Annotated in this window: 17 protein-coding genes; 8 read left to right on the top strand and 9 right to left on the bottom strand. The window is 63.3% G+C overall.

Going from position 1 to position 15331, the window contains the following annotated elements; all coding sequences use genetic code 11:
- From ftsY to CN311_RS29320, 4 genes are all read left to right on the top strand, one after another.
- A partial coding sequence (gene ftsY, locus CN311_RS29305; protein ID WP_097577099.1) for a signal recognition particle-docking protein FtsY occupies window positions 1-1377 on the top strand: 1377 nt, incomplete at its 5' end.
- A gap of 81 nt (window positions 1378-1458) precedes the next feature.
- Window positions 1459-2133 (top strand): septation protein A, encoded by a 675-nt coding sequence (locus tag CN311_RS29310; protein WP_097577113.1) that lies wholly within the window; start codon window positions 1459-1461, stop codon window positions 2131-2133.
- Between the two features lie 65 nt (window positions 2134-2198).
- Complete coding sequence (locus CN311_RS29315; protein ID WP_097577100.1) at window positions 2199-2819, top strand: pyridoxamine 5'-phosphate oxidase family protein; 621 nt, start codon at window positions 2199-2201, stop codon at window positions 2817-2819.
- Window positions 2820-2852: 33 nt separating this feature from the next.
- The gene (locus CN311_RS29320) at window positions 2853-3368 is read left to right on the top strand and encodes an NADPH-dependent FMN reductase (RefSeq protein ID WP_245440989.1); all 516 of its coding nucleotides are present in this window, start codon (window positions 2853-2855) and stop codon (window positions 3366-3368) included.
- Window positions 3369-3565: 197 nt separating this feature from the next.
- Here CN311_RS29320 and CN311_RS29325 read toward each other — a convergent pair whose 3' ends face one another.
- Both CN311_RS29325 and CN311_RS29330 read right to left on the bottom strand, forming a co-directional pair.
- Window positions 3566-3772: a tautomerase family protein gene (locus tag CN311_RS29325; protein WP_013892236.1), complete on the bottom strand. Its 207-nt coding sequence runs from the start codon at window positions 3770-3772 to the stop codon at window positions 3566-3568.
- Between the two features lie 159 nt (window positions 3773-3931).
- Window positions 3932-4849 carry an SMP-30/gluconolactonase/LRE family protein gene (locus tag CN311_RS29330; RefSeq protein WP_097577102.1) on the bottom strand — a complete coding sequence of 306 codons (918 nt, stop codon included), beginning with the start codon at window positions 4847-4849 and terminating at the stop codon, window positions 3932-3934.
- Window positions 4850-5147: 298 nt separating this feature from the next.
- On the opposite strand from CN311_RS29330, the gene CN311_RS29335 reads away from it, so the two are divergent.
- Complete coding sequence (locus CN311_RS29335; RefSeq protein WP_008873374.1) at window positions 5148-5315, top strand: hypothetical protein; 168 nt, start codon at window positions 5148-5150, stop codon at window positions 5313-5315.
- Window positions 5316-5588: 273 nt separating this feature from the next.
- On the opposite strand, the gene CN311_RS29340 is transcribed toward CN311_RS29335, so the two are convergent.
- From CN311_RS29340 to ccmA, 4 genes are all read right to left on the bottom strand, one after another.
- Window positions 5589-6167 (bottom strand): DsbE family thiol:disulfide interchange protein, encoded by a 579-nt coding sequence (locus CN311_RS29340; protein WP_097577103.1) that lies wholly within the window; start codon window positions 6165-6167, stop codon window positions 5589-5591.
- A gap of 28 nt (window positions 6168-6195) precedes the next feature.
- Entirely contained in the window at window positions 6196-6363 is a 168-nt protein-coding gene (gene ccmD / locus CN311_RS29345; protein WP_097577104.1) for a heme exporter protein CcmD, read from the bottom strand.
- Between the two features lie 120 nt (window positions 6364-6483).
- The gene (gene ccmB, locus CN311_RS29350) at window positions 6484-7149 is read right to left on the bottom strand and encodes a heme exporter protein CcmB (protein WP_097577105.1); all 666 of its coding nucleotides are present in this window, start codon (window positions 7147-7149) and stop codon (window positions 6484-6486) included.
- A 211-nt stretch (window positions 7150-7360) separates the two neighbouring features.
- Window positions 7361-7969 carry a heme ABC exporter ATP-binding protein CcmA gene (gene ccmA / locus CN311_RS29360; RefSeq protein ID WP_097577106.1) on the bottom strand — a complete coding sequence of 203 codons (609 nt, stop codon included), beginning with the start codon at window positions 7967-7969 and terminating at the stop codon, window positions 7361-7363.
- A 285-nt stretch (window positions 7970-8254) separates the two neighbouring features.
- Here ccmA and acnA point away from each other — a divergent pair, with 285 nt between their 5' ends.
- Window positions 8255-10945 (top strand): aconitate hydratase AcnA, encoded by a 2691-nt coding sequence (gene acnA, locus CN311_RS29365; RefSeq protein WP_097577107.1) that lies wholly within the window; start codon window positions 8255-8257, stop codon window positions 10943-10945.
- An 82-nt stretch (window positions 10946-11027) separates the two neighbouring features.
- Here acnA and CN311_RS29370 read toward each other — a convergent pair whose 3' ends face one another.
- Entirely contained in the window at window positions 11028-11708 is a 681-nt protein-coding gene (locus tag CN311_RS29370) for a ceramidase domain-containing protein (RefSeq protein WP_097577108.1), read from the bottom strand.
- 180 nt (window positions 11709-11888) lie between these two features.
- Between CN311_RS29370 and CN311_RS29375 the strand changes: the two genes are divergently transcribed.
- Both CN311_RS29375 and CN311_RS29380 read left to right on the top strand, forming a co-directional pair.
- Window positions 11889-12671 (top strand): DUF1223 domain-containing protein, encoded by a 783-nt coding sequence (locus CN311_RS29375; RefSeq protein WP_097577109.1) that lies wholly within the window; start codon window positions 11889-11891, stop codon window positions 12669-12671.
- Between the two features lie 441 nt (window positions 12672-13112).
- Window positions 13113-13499, top strand: a complete 387-nt coding sequence (locus tag CN311_RS29380) for a DUF2794 domain-containing protein (protein ID WP_097577110.1) — start codon at window positions 13113-13115, stop codon at window positions 13497-13499.
- A gap of 1 nt (window position 13500) precedes the next feature.
- On the opposite strand, the gene CN311_RS29385 is transcribed toward CN311_RS29380, so the two are convergent.
- Entirely contained in the window at window positions 13501-14073 is a 573-nt protein-coding gene (locus CN311_RS29385) for a GNAT family N-acetyltransferase (protein WP_097577111.1), read from the bottom strand.
- Window positions 14074-14189: 116 nt separating this feature from the next.
- On the bottom strand, window positions 14190-14969 hold the full coding sequence (locus CN311_RS29390; protein WP_097577112.1) for a Bax inhibitor-1/YccA family protein: 780 nt from the start codon (window positions 14967-14969) through the stop codon (window positions 14190-14192).
- Window positions 14970-15331: the final 362 nt, after the last annotated feature.

The following is a 15331-nucleotide window of genomic DNA, read 5'->3' on the forward strand; positions in this document are numbered from 1 at the left end:
CCGACGCCGCCTGTGGAGGTTCCGGCGGAGACGCCGGCGCCCGAAATTCCTCCGGCCGAAGTTTTGCCGCCCGTTCGCCAGCCTGCTCCCATCGATCCGGAGCCGCTGCGCGCCGAGATTGCTCCGGAGATCGAAGCTGCGCCGACGCTCGAACCTCCTCTCAAGAAGGAGGAGGTAGCGCCCGCCTCCATCGCAGAGCCCGTACCGCAGCCTGTCGTCGAGCCGTCCCTGGCCGCGCCTGAACAAGAAGCCCCGCCGGCCGAAATCCCGCCCCCCATTCGACAGCCGGCACCGGTGGAGACACAGCCGGTCCGTGCCGAAATCGCGCCCGAGCCGGAGGCCATACCAGCGCCCCAGCCAGCCCCACAACCCAAAACCGCCCCCGTCCCTGGGAGGGTGACGGTAACCAGGAAGGTCGAGCAGAAAGCGGAACCGCAGAAGGCGCCGGAACCGGCACAGAGGCGCTCGTGGTTCCAGCGCATGAAGGACGGGCTCGCCCGTTCGTCCCGCGAGCTCACCGGCAACATTGCCGGCGTCTTCACCAAAAGGAAGCTCGACGAGGACACGCTGCAGGATCTGGAGGACGTGCTGATCCGCGCCGACCTCGGCATGGAGACCGCCCTGCGCGTCACCGATGCGCTGGCCGCCAGCCGCTACGGCAAGGACGTGTCCGATACCGAAGTGCGCGCCATCATGGCGGCCGAGGTGGAGAAGGTGCTGACCCATGTCGCCATGCCGCTGGAGCTCGATCTCTCCCACAAGCCGCATGTCATCCTGGTCGTCGGCGTCAACGGCACCGGCAAGACCACGACCATCGGCAAGCTGGCGGCCAAGCTCACCGATGGCGGTCTGTCGGTGATGCTCGCCGCCGGCGACACTTTTCGAGCCGCCGCTATCGAACAGTTGAAGATCTGGGGCGAACGCACGAAATCGCCGGTCATTGCCTCGAAACTCGGCGCCGACGCCGCCGGCCTCGCCTACGACGCCTTCGAGCGGGCCAGGGAAGCCGGCTCCGACGTGCTGATCATCGACACCGCCGGCCGCTTGCAGAACAAGACCGAGCTGATGGCGGAACTGGAGAAGATCGTGCGCGTGCTGGGCAAGCTCGACCCCGAAGCGCCGCACACGGTGCTGCAGACGGTCGACGCCACCACCGGCCAGAACGCGCTCAACCAGGTCGAGATCTTCCGCAATGTCGCCGGCGTCAACGGCCTGGTGATGACCAAGCTGGACGGCACGGCGCGCGGCGGTATTCTGGTGGCGATCGCGGCAAAGCATAAATTGCCGGTCTATTTCATCGGCGTCGGCGAACAGGTCGACGACCTCGAACCTTTCTCGGCAAGCGAGTTCGCCAGGGCGATCGCTGGAGTGGCCTAAAAAGCATGATCCCAAACCGAAGGTCAGCGAAAGCAAGAAGTCACAGGCTTTTTGGACAAGATCATGCGTAAGAAGGAAACCATGAACCCGCCCATTCTCGAACGCGACCCGTCGGACCCGCAAAAGCAGAAGAAGGAAGGCGTCAATCCGCTGCTCAAGCTGGTGCTGGAGCTCGGCCCGCTGATGGTGTTCTTCTTCGCCAATGCGCGCGGCGAGTGGCTGACGCAGAAATTTCCTGCCCTTGCCGAATTCGGCGGGCCGATCTTCGTCGCCACCGGCCTGTTCATGGCCGCCACCGCGATCGCGCTGATCGTGTCCTGGCTGCTCACCCGCACGCTGCCGATCATGCCGATGGTGTCGGGCGTCGTCGTCCTCGTCTTCGGCGCGCTGACGCTCTATCTGCAGGACGACATCTTCATCAAGATGAAGCCGACCATCGTCAACACGCTGTTCGGCGGCGTGTTGCTCGGCGGCCTGTTCTTCGGCAAATCGCTGCTCGGCTATGTCTTCGATTCGGCCTTCAACCTCGATGCCGAGGGCTGGCGCAAGCTCACCTTCCGCTGGGGTCTGTTCTTCCTGTTCCTGGCCCTTGTCAACGAAGTGGTCTGGCGGAATTTTTCCACCGATGCATGGGTTACCTTCAAGGTCTGGGGCATCATGCCGATCACGCTTCTGTTCACCTTCAGCCAGATGCCGCTGATCCTGCGCCATTCGCTTGAGGACAAGACCGAGAAGGCGGAAAAGGCCGGCGAATAGAGCAATTCCCGGGAAAGCGCGCAGCGCTTCCCTAGGCGATTGCGTCAGAATAAGAGGAGACGGGGATGGAGTTCATCACCACGCGCGACGAGCTGAGGACGATCTACAAGACGCCGCGACCGACCGACGGTTCGATTCGCAAGGAGTTGCGGGCGCTGGACGGCCACTGCCGCTCCTTCATCGGCAAGAGCCCCTTCGTGCTGATCGGCTCCTCCGACGGCGCCGGCAATGCCGACGTGACGCCGAAGGGCGACAGGCCGGGTTTTGCCGCCGTGCTCGACGAGAGGACCATCGCCATCCCCGACCGGCCCGGCAACAACCGGCTGGACACGCTGGAGAACATTCTTCTCAACCCGTCGATCGGACTGCTGTTCCTCATTCCGGGCATGAACGAGACGCTGCGCGTCAATGGCGATGCCCGCATCACCGTCGATGCCGGCTTGCGCGAGCGCCTCGCGGTCGACGGCAAGGAGCCGCAGAGCATCGTCGTGGTGTCGGTCAAGGCCGCCTACATGCATTGCGCCAAGGCCTTCATGCGCTCCGATCTGTGGAAACCGGAAACCTGGTACGATCGCGCGACGCTGCCGACGCTCGGCCAGATCCTGCGCGACCAGCTGGCGGTCGCCGATACGGCCGAGGCGACGGATCGCTGGCTGGACGAGGAATACAAACACACGATGTGGTAGTCCGCGCAGGCCACGATACGTCAGAGCGCACCCTTGCTGAACCTGCGGGCCGTCTCCACCAATTCGGCTTTGATCGCGGCTCTGGCGCAAAACGCACCGCCCGGCTGCCGTGTCACGGTCTATGACGGACTCGGCCGATTGCCGATCTTCAATCCCGACGACGAGGGCGAACAGACGCCGGCCGAAGCCTTGGCGCTGATCGATGCGGTGTCCGACGCCGACGACGTCATTGTCTCCTGCCCGGAATATGCCCATGGCGTACCGGGCGGCCTGAAGAACACACTCGACTGGCTGGTCTCCCGCGACGCCGCCGTCGGCAAGTCGGCCATGCTGGTGCACGCCTCGCCGCGCTCGCTGTTTGCCCGCGCCGCCCTGGCCGAGATCATGCGCACCATGTCTTTCGCGCTTTATGAGGATGTGGCGCTGGAAATTCCGCTGCTCGGCAAGAAACCGCCGGAGGTGGAGAAAATCCTGGCGGAGCCGGCAAACCGGCGGGCGATGCGCGAGACGGTGCAGGTCTTTGCCGATTGTATCCGCAGGCAAACATAGCCTCGTCATCCTAGGGCGGAGCAAGGAGCGAAGCGACGCGGCGCAGACCCTAGGATCCATGCCGTAACGTCAAGGCGTTGCAACGTTTACAGAATTCTGCACCGCTGCACTCTACGTCAAAGGTTACGGCATGGATCCTCGGGTCAAGCCCGAGGATGACGAACGAAAGGGCGCCGGGATCCTACATTGCAGGCGCGCTAACCCTTCCGCAACGTCTCGACATCGGTCTTGCCGACATACCAGTCGCGGGCGTTGACCTCCTCGAAGACCACCCAGACGTCGTCATTGCCCAATCCGGTGGCGTCCATGATGGCCGCCGTGACCTTTTTGGCGATGTCAGCCTTCTTGCCGGCGGGGTCGGCGGCGATCACTTCCTTGACGATGCGGATGTTGACGAATGGCATGACGTTCTCCCTTTGAATTTTGTTGGCTGCCGTCAGCAAGCTGATTCGAAATTCGCTCTGGCGAACCGGGCGGTGGCACCGGAAACCGCAATGCAACGGGCACCGCGGGTAAGCGCAGAAACGCCGTCAAAGGCCGCCAGAAAAGGGTTTCGAGCAGCCTCAATAAGTCTTGGCCCCGTTGACCATCAGCCGGACCATGTAAAGCGAAGTCGTGCCGGCGATGTAGAGGCAATTGAGTTTGTTGCCACCGAACACGCAATTGGCGGTGACCTCAGGCACCTTGACCTTGCCGATCAGCGTGCCGTCCGGATCGTAGCAATGGATGCCGTCGGCCGCACTGGTCCAGATGCGCCCGTCCGCGTCGAGCCGGAAACCGTCGAACAGGCCGGCCGTGCAATCGGCGAAGATCTTTTCTCCCGAAACCTTCTTGCCGCCCTTGCCGACATTGAACACCCGCATATGCGCCGGATTCTGCGCGCCATGCGTGCGGCCGGTGTCGGCGACATAGAGCTTGCTTTCGTCGAGCGAGAAGGCGAGCCCGTTGGGCCTGACCATGTCGGTGATGACCGCCTCGACGTCGCCGGTGCCCGGATCGACCCGGTAGACATGGCAGGCGCCGATCTCGCTCTCGGCCTTGTCGCCCTCATAATCCGTATCGATGCCGTAGGTCGGGTCGGTGAACCAGATCGAGCCGTCGGACTTCACCACCGCGTCGTTGGGCGAGTTGAACCGCTTGCCGCGCCATTTGGCGGCGATGGTGGTGATCGACCCGTCATACTCGGTGCGGCTGACGCGGCGGCCCGAATGCTCGCAGGTGACCAGCCGGCCCTGCCGGTCGACGGTATTGCCGTTGGAATTGCCGGACGGCTGGCGGAACACGCCGACGCTGCCGTCGGTCTCGTCGTAGCGCAGCATGCGGTTGTTGGGGATGTCGGACCAGACCACATAGCGGCCGGCCGCGAACCATGCCGGCCCTTCGGCCCACCGGCACCCGGTGTACAGCTTGTCGACATTCGCATTGCCGTTGAACAGCCGCGCGAAACGCGGATCGAGAATTTCATAGTCTTCGGCGGGCATGTTTCCTCCAGTCAATCAATCCAGAATGCCGGCGCGATCAAGCCAGCCGGCGATCGATATGGCAAGGTCGATCGCGTCGCAGCTTCGCAATTTGTAGGACAAAAAAGCTTGATGCGCGGACGCGGTGGGCATGAGGCTTCGTTGAAACCACGGCCCGCGATGTTAACCCGCTATGCGTGCAGCGCAATGGTGCATTGCAACATCTTCTTTTTGCAACGCACCATTACTATGTCATGTTCCGTATCGATCAAGGGAGGAACAACCGGCCGCGAGCACGCGGCACAGAAGGAACCTTGCTATGATCCTCGACAGCCTCATGAGCCGCGCCCGCGCAAGCATCGCAAAGCGCCGCCACTACAACCGCCTCGTCGCCGAAATCGACAGCTTTTCCAGCCGCGATCTGGCCGACATGCGCGCCGACCGCTCGGAAATGCTCTACCAGGTCCACAAGCAGATCTACGGCTGAGCCTCTTGGCCGCCGGATGCGGTCTGTCACGTTCGTCATCCTTGGGCGTAGCGACGCGAAGCGGAGCGAAGACCCAAGGATCCATGCCGTGACATTCGAGCGTCGCAGCGGTGCAGAAGTTTGTTTGCGGTGGTCCGTGATTCCGCGCGCTAGCCGAGCGTCTATCTTGGACCGTCACGTTCTTCGGTCAATGTCACGGCATGGATTCTAGGGTCTGCGCCGCGTCGCTTCGCTCCTTGCTTCGCCCTAGAATGACGACGTAAGGGGGTCGCCTTAACCCGGCGCCGCCAGCGCTTTCTCGATCTGTGGCAACAGCAGCGTCCGCGCTGACTCTGGTGTCAGCGGACCGACATGTTTGTAGGCGATCTTGCCGTCCTTGCCGATGACGAAGGTTTCCGGCACGCCGTAGACACCCCAGTCGATTGCCGCGCGCCCCGCTTCGTCGACACCGATCGCCTGGAACGGATTGCCGAGATCGCCAAGGAAGCGGCGGGCATTTTCCGGCTGGTCCTTGTAGTTCAGCGCCGCCATGGTGAAGCGCTTGTCCTGCGATAGCGCCAGCAGGACCGGGTGCTCTTCCCGGCACGGCGCGCACCATGACGCAAAGACATTGACCAGCGTGACCTTGCCGGCGAAGGCTTCCGAATCGAGGCCGGGCAGGTTCACACCCTCCAGCGCCGGCAGGTTCGTCTGCGGCGCCGGCAGGCCGATCAGCGCCGACGGCACTTCCGAAACGTCGCGGCCGGACAAGAGCTGCGACAGGAACAGCCCGGCCAGCGCGAGGAAGACCAGCAGCGGCAACAGCACGATCAGGCGACGGCTCCGCGCCGGTGTTTCGGTTTCGATGCTCATGGTTCGCTGCTCATTGGCTTGGCGGCCCTCATGGCTTGGAGGTCTTGTCGGAGCGGCGTCGCACGCCTGATGCTTCCAGTTCGGCGAGATCGCGTTTGCGCGCCCGCTGGTCGATGAGGATCCAGCCGATCAGCCCGGCCAGAACCACGGCCGTGATGGCATAGGCGGCCATCACATAGAGCGCATGCACGCTCATGCCTGCTGCTCCGCGAGCGCACCGCTTTCCAGCCCGAGCATATCGCCTCGTTCGAACATGCTTATCCCTTAACCTTGCGCCATCGGCTTCGCAATCGACCGCCGCGCCGCAGCCATTGCCCTAGTCCGTCCCGTGGCGTAGCGCCAGCGCCGCCGCCACCGGCCCCAGTACGGCAAGAAACAGGGTCAGCGCGGCAAGAATGAGGAAAGGCTGCAGGAACGGATCGGGGTCCGCCACCGCGCCATAGCTTGCAGAGACGCCGAAGATCAGCACCGGGATGATCAGCGGCAGCACCAGCACCGAGATCAAGAGCCCGCCGCGCGGCAACGCCACCGCCACCGCCGCACCAGCCGCACCGATGAAGGTGATCGCCGGCGTGCCGACCAAAAGGGTCAGCGCCGTCGCGCCGATGCCGACCGGCGCCATGTTCATGAACAGACCGAGCAAGGGCGCCGCGATCACTAGCGGCAACACGCTGCCCGCCCAATGCGCCAGGCATTTCACCAGCACCGTCAGCGCCAGCATGTGCCGGTCGTTGCCGAGCACCAGAAGATCGAGCGAGCCGTCCTCGCGGTCGGCCTGGAACAGCCGGTCGAGGCCGAGCAGGCAGGCGAGCAGGGCAGAAATCCAGAGGATTGCCGGACCGATGCGGGCAAGCAGGTTGAGATCGGGTCCGACGCCGAACGGAATGGTGACGATCACCGCCAGGAAGAAAATGACGCCGGTCAATGCGCCGCCGCCGGCGCGGATCGAGAGGCGGATGTCGCGCAAGAAGAGCGACCACATTACGATGTGGTCCTTTGTTGAGGCAGGCGTTCCTTCGCGCCCCCCTCTGTCCTGCCGGACATCTCCCCCACGAGGGGGGAGATCGGCTGTCGCCCAGCCTTTCGCCAATCACCAGTGTCGCAAAGATGAGCGGGGCGCCGAAACCACCAATCTCCCCCCAAGTGGGGGAGATGTCCGGCAGGACAGAGGGGGGCGCCGTAGAGTGCCGACATCATGCGGCTTCCCCCATCACCAACGCCCTCGCCCCTTCGATCCCCAGCGGCAGATGCGTCGCTGCGACAATCATCCCTCCATCCCGACAGTGCTTCGTCATCACCCCGCCAAACCGCCCTTCCGAAGCCTTGTCCAGCCCCGCCGTCGGCTCGTCGAGCAGCCACAGCGGCCGCCGGCTGACCAGCAATTTTGCGATGGCGGCGCGGCGGCGCTGCCCCGTCGACAGATACCCGAACGGCAGATGGCCGATGCCATCAAGCCCGACGGTTTCCAGCGCCTCTTCGACGCTCAGCGCCGGCTCGCCCGAAAAATCGCGCCAGAAGCGCAGGTTTTCCGCTACGCTCAGCGCCGGCTTCATCGCGTTCTGGTGGCCGAGATAATGGCAGGCCGAGGCGACCGACGGGAAATCCTCAGGCCCACCCTCGATCCGCACCCGGCCTTCCGCTGCCGGCAGCAGTCCGGCGATGACCCTGAGCAGCGTCGATTTGCCCACGCCGTTCGGGCCGGTGACAACAAGCGCCTGGCCTTGCTCGAGAGCAAAGCCGATGCCGGAAAACACCGTTTCGCCACCCCGTTCGCCGCCCAGATTTTCGGCGATCAGCCGCATTCCTTGCCCGTCCCGAAAACACCGCGCCGCGGCAGGCACCGCATCGCACAAAATAGCCTTTCGACTGTCTAGAACTATTCCAGGAAATTCTCTATATGCGTGGCATCCGTGCCAGCGGTCGGCACGGGAACAGAATTTGCGCCGAACCAGCGCACGCGCCGCCTTGAACGGCTCGAGTTGCTTGGGAACGGACAGCGGAAATGGCCGTACCCGCACCTTTGCGCGTGATTGCATGCCATCGGCGTCCGTTCCCTTTCAGGCTGAACAGACAAGGACGGATCGCACGTGTCAAAATCCCTCGACAGTTTCAATTGCCGCCGCACCCTGACCGCGGGCGGCGCCGATTATGCCTATTTCGACCTCATCGAGGCCGAGAAGAACGGCCTGACCGGCATCGCCCTGCTGCCCTATTCGATGAAGGTGCTGCTGGAGAACCTTTTGCGCAACGAGGACGGCCGTTCCGTCACCAAGGAAAGCATCCAGGCGGTCGCCGGCTGGCTGACCGACAAGGGCACCGCCGGCGTCGAGATCGCCTATCGCCCGGCCCGCGTGCTGATGCAGGATTTCACCGGCGTTCCCGCCGTTGTCGATCTCGCCGCCATGCGTGACGCCATGGCCTCGCTCGGCGGCGACCCGCAGAAGATCAATCCGCTTGTGCCGGTCGACCTGGTCATCGACCACTCCGTCATCGTCGATGAGTTCGGCACGCCGATGGCTTTCGCCAGGAATGTCGAACTCGAATATGAGCGCAACGAGGAGCGCTACAAATTCCTGAAATGGGGCCAGCAGGCCTTCCGCAACTTCCGTGTCGTGCCGCCCGGCACCGGCATCTGCCATCAGGTCAATCTCGAATATCTCGGCCAGGTCGTGTGGACCAATAGCGAGGACGGCGAAACCACCGCCTATCCCGACACCTGCGTCGGCACCGATTCGCACACCACCATGATCAACGGCCTCGGCGTTCTCGGCTGGGGCGTCGGCGGCATCGAGGCCGAGGCCGCCATGCTCGGCCAGCCCGTCTCCATGCTGTTGCCCGAGGTCATCGGCTTCCGCCTCACCGGCAGGCTGAAGGAGGGCGTCACCGCCACCGACCTGGTGCTCACCGTCACGCAGATGCTGCGCAAGAAGGGCGTCGTCGGCAAGTTCGTCGAATTCTTCGGTCCGGGTCTCTCCAACATGACGCTGGCCGACCGCGCCACCATCGGCAACATGGCGCCCGAATATGGCGCCACCTGCGGCTTCTTCCCGGTCGACTCAGAAACCATCCGCTACCTCACCATGTCCGGCCGCGACGAGAACCGCATCGCCCTGGTCGAGGCATACGCGAAGGCGCAAGGCATGTGGCGCGACACCGGCTCGGCCGACCCGGTGTTTACCGACCTGCTCGAGCTCGATCTCGGCGATGTCGTGCCCTCGATGGCCGGCCCCAAGCGTCCGGAAGGCCGCGTTGCGCTGGAGGGCATTCCGGCCGGCTTCGCCAAGGCGATGGAGACCGAATACAAGAAGGCCGCCGAAATCGACAAGCGCTACGCCGTCGAAGGCACCTCGTACGATCTCGGCCATGGCGATGTCGTCATCGCCGCCATCACCTCCTGCACCAACACCTCGAACCCGAGCGTGCTGATCGGCGCCGGGCTCTTGGCGCGTAACGCCAACCGCCTCGGCCTCAAGCAGAAGCCGTGGGTCAAGACCTCGCTGGCGCCGGGCAGCCAGGTGGTGGCCGAGTATCTGGAGAAATCCGGCCTGCAGAAGGAGCTCGACCAGATCGGTTTCAACCTGGTCGGCTTCGGCTGCACCACCTGCATCGGCAATTCCGGCCCGCTGCCGGCGCCAATTTCCAAGACCATCAACGACAAGGGCTTGATCGCTGCCGCTGTGCTGTCCGGCAACCGCAATTTCGAAGGCCGCGTCTCGCCCGACGTGCAGGCCAACTATCTGGCCTCACCGCCGCTGGTCGTCGCTCACGCGCTGGCCGGAACCGTGACCAGGGACCTGACCACCGAGCCGCTCGGCGAGGACAAGAACGGCAATCCGGTCTATCTTAGGGATATCTGGCCGAGCTCGGCCGAGATCCAGGAATTCATCGAGAAGAACGTCACCCGCGAACTGTTCGCCCGCAAATATGCCGACGTCTTCAAGGGCGACGAGCACTGGCAGAAGGTCCAGGCGCCGGAAGGCCAGACCTATGCCTGGGACGACAATTCGACCTATGTGCAGAACCCGCCCTATTTCGCCGGCATGACCTCGGGCTTCGGCAAGATCGGCGACATCAAGGGCGCCCGCGTTCTCGGCCTGTTCGGCGACAAGATCACCACCGACCACATCTCGCCGGCGGGCTCCATCAAGGCGGCGTCGCCGGCAGGCAAATATTTGACCGACCATGGCGTCGGCGTCGCCGACTTCAACCAGTACGGCACGCGCCGCGGCAATCATGAGGTGATGATGCGCGGCACCTTCGCCAATATCCGCATCCGCAACCACATGCTGGGCGAGAATGGCCGCGAGGGTGGCTACACCATCCACTATCCGTCGAAGGAAGAGACGTCGATCTACGACGCCGCCATGGAATACAAGAAGGAAGGCGTGCCGCTGGTCATCTTCGCCGGCGTCGAATATGGCAACGGCTCGTCGCGTGACTGGGCCGCCAAGGGCACCAATCTTCTGGGTGTCCGCGCCGTCATCGCCCAGTCCTTCGAGCGCATCCATCGCTCGAACCTGGTCGGCATGGGCGTCATCCCCTTCGTCTTCGAGGAAGGCACTTCCTGGGCCTCGCTCAATCTCAAGGGTGACGAGCTGGTCGAGATCGACGGGCTGGACGCCATCAAGCCGCGCCAGAAAATGGTCGCCAGGATCACCTATGGCGACGGCACGGTGAAGAATGTGCCGATCATCTGCCGCATCGATACGCTGGACGAGCTCGACTACTTCAAGAACGGCGGCATTCTGCAGTACGTTCTGCGCGATCTTGCTGCTTGAAGCAACAAGGGGAGTAGGGGAGTAAGGGAATAGGGCAGTAGGGAAAAGTCGCCCCGCCGCTGGCTCCTCTTCCCCTACTGCCTTACTCCCCTATTCCCTTAAATCCTGCCTTCCCAAACCGCGCCGTCGCCGCCAAAAGCACGCCGAGCATCACGGCATTGAGAATGTGCCACAGGAAATGCGTGCCGAGCGGAAAGCTGCCGCAAACCAGTGGGTCGATCATCCTGCAGATCACCGACACGACGAAGATCGCCGAGCCCGCCAGATTGTACCAGCCGGCGCGGTTGCCGCTGGCCGCCACCCAGGCGCCGAAGAAGGCAAGCGCCAGGAACGGCGGCAGATAGCCGGTCGTGCCGTTCGAGGCCTGGCGCAGCCAATCCGGCACGGCGAAGGTGATGAGCCCGGCGACGGCATAGAAGGCGACGAAGACGACGATCGCCTTGCCCCATTTCATGCCGAGGAAGCGGCGCAGGTTGAACAGCGTGTAGGCCAGCGTGAAGCCGGCGATCGGCAGCACATCGGCCCAGACGGTGCCGTGATTGGCAAAGGTGTGGAACAGCGCCGAGCCGATGCCGATCGCCACCACCCACCAGGCCAGCACCTCGGCGAAGGTGCCGGTGCCGCGCCGCCGCACTTCCCGAACACCCCACAGTCCGGCCGCGATGAAGGCGAGATTGGTCAAGGCATTAACCGGTTCGGCCCAGAATTCCGGTCCGGTCCGCTCGCAATAGAGGTCGATCGGCGTCAGGAAAGTTTGCCACATGCTGATATTGCCGCCCGAATCTGTCGCTACCTTGGAGTGCAGGCCTTTCCTATGGCTGCTTTGCCGGTGGTTGCAACGGCAAAATTTCACCGCAACGTGACTTCACGTTGACTGTCGCTTCTGCCACATATTTCAGCAATCAGAACAAGGCCGGCATCACCGGCGGGAATTGGAACGGTCATGACATCTCGAAGACCATTGCGGCTTGCGGCCTTTGCGCTGGCCTTCTCGGTGCTTGCCGGCAATGGCCTTGCCGGCGAGGCCGACAAGCCCCAGACTGACAAGCTCCAGTCTGACCGGCCCTTGGGCGTGGTCGAGCTTTTCACCAGCCAGGGCTGCAATTCCTGCCCGCCGGCCGACGAGTTCTTTACCGAGCTTGCCGCCAAGGGGGACATCGTCGCGCTCGCCTATCATGTCGACTACTGGGACTATCTCGGCTGGCAGGACACGCTCAGCCGCAAGGAGAACACCGAGCGGCAGTATGACTATATGCGCGCTTTCGGCAGCCGGTCCGTCTATACGCCGCAGGCCGTCATCAATGGGCGCAGCCATGTCAACGGCGCCAGCCGCAGGGACGTCGATGGCGCGCTCGCCCGCATGGAGAAATCAGGCGAAGGCATGCGGGTCGGCATCAAGGTCAGCCGCACCAGCGACCGCGTCATGATCGATACCGGCGATGCCGGAACCGGCCCCAGCGACGCCCACGTCGTCATCGTCTATTTCGACCCGCCGCAGACGGTCACGATCGCCAAGGGCGAGAATACCGGCCGCAGCATGACCTACTGGAACGCCGTCTCCGGCATCCAGACCGCCGGCATGTGGCACGGCAAGGCGCAGCGCTACGAATTGCCGATGAGCGAGATTTCCAAGAAGAAGGGCGGCTGCGCCGTGCTTTTGCAGTCGGTTGGCAAGGACGGCCTGCCCGGCCCCATCCTCGGCGCCGCCTTCATCCGCAAGCCTTAACCACCGTCTCTTCCTTCTCCCCCCGGGGGGCCTTTGTGGGAGAAGGAAAGATCCAGCCCAGCCAATAAAAAACCGACGTCAGCTTGCTTCTGACGTCGGTCATTTAGGTTTTGGGATCGTCGCACCCGATTTTCCCCTGGGGGAAACCGAGGTTGGTTCGATCCGACGCAGACCCGTGGGCGGGGGGCTTGGGGTTTACGAGCCGGTGCCGGACCGAACCGTCTCAGGCAACGCCGGTAAATTCGTCGGACATTGGGGCATGAGCGCGGATAAAAAAAGGCAGAATTGTGGCAGACCATCACCAATTCCAACGATCGTTTCAAAACGTGACTGGACACATCGGAAACGGCCCCAACGCCGCCATTACCCGACCGGGCCTTGCAATTCCATGCCGAAAGCGTCAACTTTGGTCGGCGAGAGATTCATTCGAAGGATCGAGGCATGACTGATCGCGGCAGCGGGACGGAGGATGGGGACGCATCCGCAATATTGATCCCGTTGCATGAGGCAAGACGCGAACGCCTCGACCAGCCGGTGCGCTTCGACCGGCGCGAACTGGACCAGATTCTCAGGCTTTACGGACGCATGGTCGCCGCCAATGAATGGCGCGACTATGCCATCGATCATCTTGCCGACCGTGCTGTGTTTTCCGTGTTCCGCCGCGCCAGCGAGGTGCCTTTGTTCCAGATCGTCAAGGATCCGAAGCTGGCCCGCAAGCAAGGCGCTTTCGCCGTCATTGCCGCCGGCGGCCGCATCCTCAAGCGCGGCCAGGAGCTCGGCCGCGTGCTTGGCGTCTTCGACGGCAAGCTGAAGCTGGTCAAGGCTTAACTCACTGTTTCTGTTTTAGAAATCTCTGCTCGGGCAGCGAGTTGGGATCAGGCGGAGCCAGCGCCCCGTCATTGATCGACAGTTGCATGAATACCGTGTCCAGCCAGCGCCCGTGCTTGTAGCCGGAGCCCTCCAGGCGACCCGAATGGCGAAAGCCGAGCTTTTCATGCAGCCGCACCGAGGCGCTGTCTGGACGGCCGTCGCCGATCACCGCAATGACCTGGCGGAAGCCCGCCGCCCTCGCCGCATCGACCAGCCCCTGCATCAGCTTGAGCCCGACACCCTGACCCTTGGCTTCGGGCGCGACATAAACGGAATCCTCTACGACAAAGCGGTACGCCGGGCGTGGCCGGAAGGCGCCTGCATAGGCATAGCCGAGCACGGCGCCATCCTTTTCCGCCACCAGATAGGGAAAGCCGCCCGCCTTCAGGCTGTCGAATCGCGCGCCCATTTCGGCACGGCTCGGCGGCTCCAGCTCGTAGCTCGCGGTGCCATGAATCACCGCGTCGGCATAGATTTCCGTGATCCGGTCGAGGTCCGCGGCCGTTGCGGGCCGTATCGTGATACTGCTCATAATTTATGCAAACGTTCATCTGCCTCCAATAACAGCAAAGGCAGGCACAAAAGGAAAGGGCGACCGTTGGGCCGCCCTTTCCAAACTCGCTGGTCCAGTTGGATCGACCTACGCCTTTAGCGACGGTCGCCCATGAACTGCAGCAGGAACATGAACAGGTTGATGAAGTCGAGATAGAGCGTCAGCGCGCCCATGATCGCCTTGCGGCCGGCGACATCGGTGGCGTCGCCCTCGAAATACATCTCCTTGATCTTCTGCGTGTCATAGGCGGTCAGGCCCGAAAAGATCAGCACGCCCAGCGCCGAGACGGCGAAGGACAAAGCCGACGACTGCAGGAAGATGTTGATCACCATCGCGATGATCAGGCCGAACACGCCCATCACCAGGAACGACCCGAACGCGGTCAGGTCGCGCTTGGTCGTGTAACCGTAGAGCGACAGCGCGCCGAAGGCCGCGGCGGTGGCGAAGAACGTCTGCGAAATGCTGGCCGTGGTATAGACCAGGAAGATAGACGACAGCGACAGGCCGACCAGGCCGGCATAGACCCAGAACGTGGTCTGCGCGGCCGAGACGCTCATCGACTGGACGCGGAACGACAGGAACAGCACGGCGGCCAGCGGGGCCAGCATCACCACCCAGCGCAGCGGCGAGCCGAAGATCGCGTAGCCGAACGAGGTGAGCATTTCGCCGCTCGGCAGCGTCGCGACAGCCGAAGCCGGATCGCTGGTGGTGGCCAGCATGATCGTGCCGACAGCAGCCAGGCCTGTGATGAGCAGGCCAAGCCCCATCAGATTGTAGACCTTGACCATATAGGCGCGCAGGCCCTGGTCGATAGTGGCGTCGACGCCGGCACCGGGCACGGCGCGCGTCTGGTAGTTGCGAATGGGTTCAGCCATGGTAGTCCTCTATTGCTTCTGCCCCGTCGGGTGTCAGGTCAATTCGGACCAAGGCGCCGCTGGCGGGGCTCCAGCATGCCTGCCGCGAAATATGATGGTTCTTGACGACAAGAACAAGACCGTAACCGGGTGTAATGCTTCGTGAGGCCTCGAAAAACCGGTTTTATTCGCTTTCAAGGCGCTACATGAACGAGATTTAATCAAATACCGCTCAGCCTGCCCTTGCGAATCAGAGATTGCGCAGCACCGGCGCCGCCTTGTGGCCGAGCACCCGCCACGTGCCGGCAAGGCCGATACCGACCGTGACCGCCAGCGCAAAGACGATCGTGGCCACCGCCACTTCAGGCATGAAATGCGACGGC

Origin of the sequence: Mesorhizobium sanjuanii, from assembly GCF_002529485.1 — a bacterium.
Classification (GTDB): domain Bacteria; phylum Pseudomonadota; class Alphaproteobacteria; order Rhizobiales; family Rhizobiaceae; genus Mesorhizobium; species Mesorhizobium sanjuanii.

Excerpts from the sequence above, each read along its gene's own strand:
- CN311_RS29310 (WP_097577113.1), top strand. The coding sequence starts at position 1,459 with ATGAACCCGCCCATTCTCGAACGCGACCCGTCGGACCCGCAAAAGCAG.
- CN311_RS29315 (WP_097577100.1), top strand. The coding sequence starts at position 2,199 with ATGGAGTTCATCACCACGCGCGACGAGCTGAGGACGATCTACAAGACG.
- CN311_RS29325 (WP_013892236.1), bottom strand. The coding sequence starts at position 3,772 with ATGCCATTCGTCAACATCCGCATCGTCAAGGAAGTGATCGCCGCCGAC.
- CN311_RS29330 (WP_097577102.1), bottom strand. The coding sequence starts at position 4,849 with ATGCCCGCCGAAGACTATGAAATTCTCGATCCGCGTTTCGCGCGGCTG.
- CN311_RS29335 (WP_008873374.1), top strand. The coding sequence starts at position 5,148 with ATGATCCTCGACAGCCTCATGAGCCGCGCCCGCGCAAGCATCGCAAAG.
- CN311_RS29340 (WP_097577103.1), bottom strand. The coding sequence starts at position 6,167 with ATGAGCATCGAAACCGAAACACCGGCGCGGAGCCGTCGCCTGATCGTG.
- ccmD (WP_097577104.1), bottom strand. The coding sequence starts at position 6,363 with ATGAGCGTGCATGCGCTCTATGTGATGGCCGCCTATGCCATCACGGCC.
- ccmB (WP_097577105.1), bottom strand. The coding sequence starts at position 7,149 with ATGTGGTCGCTCTTCTTGCGCGACATCCGCCTCTCGATCCGCGCCGGC.
- ccmA (WP_097577106.1), bottom strand. The coding sequence starts at position 7,969 with ATGCGGCTGATCGCCGAAAATCTGGGCGGCGAACGGGGTGGCGAAACG.
- CN311_RS29370 (WP_097577108.1), bottom strand. The coding sequence starts at position 11,708 with ATGTGGCAAACTTTCCTGACGCCGATCGACCTCTATTGCGAGCGGACC.
- CN311_RS29375 (WP_097577109.1), top strand. The coding sequence starts at position 11,889 with ATGACATCTCGAAGACCATTGCGGCTTGCGGCCTTTGCGCTGGCCTTC.
- CN311_RS29380 (WP_097577110.1), top strand. The coding sequence starts at position 13,113 with ATGACTGATCGCGGCAGCGGGACGGAGGATGGGGACGCATCCGCAATA.
- CN311_RS29385 (WP_097577111.1), bottom strand. The coding sequence starts at position 14,073 with ATGAGCAGTATCACGATACGGCCCGCAACGGCCGCGGACCTCGACCGG.
- CN311_RS29390 (WP_097577112.1), bottom strand. The coding sequence starts at position 14,969 with ATGGCTGAACCCATTCGCAACTACCAGACGCGCGCCGTGCCCGGTGCC.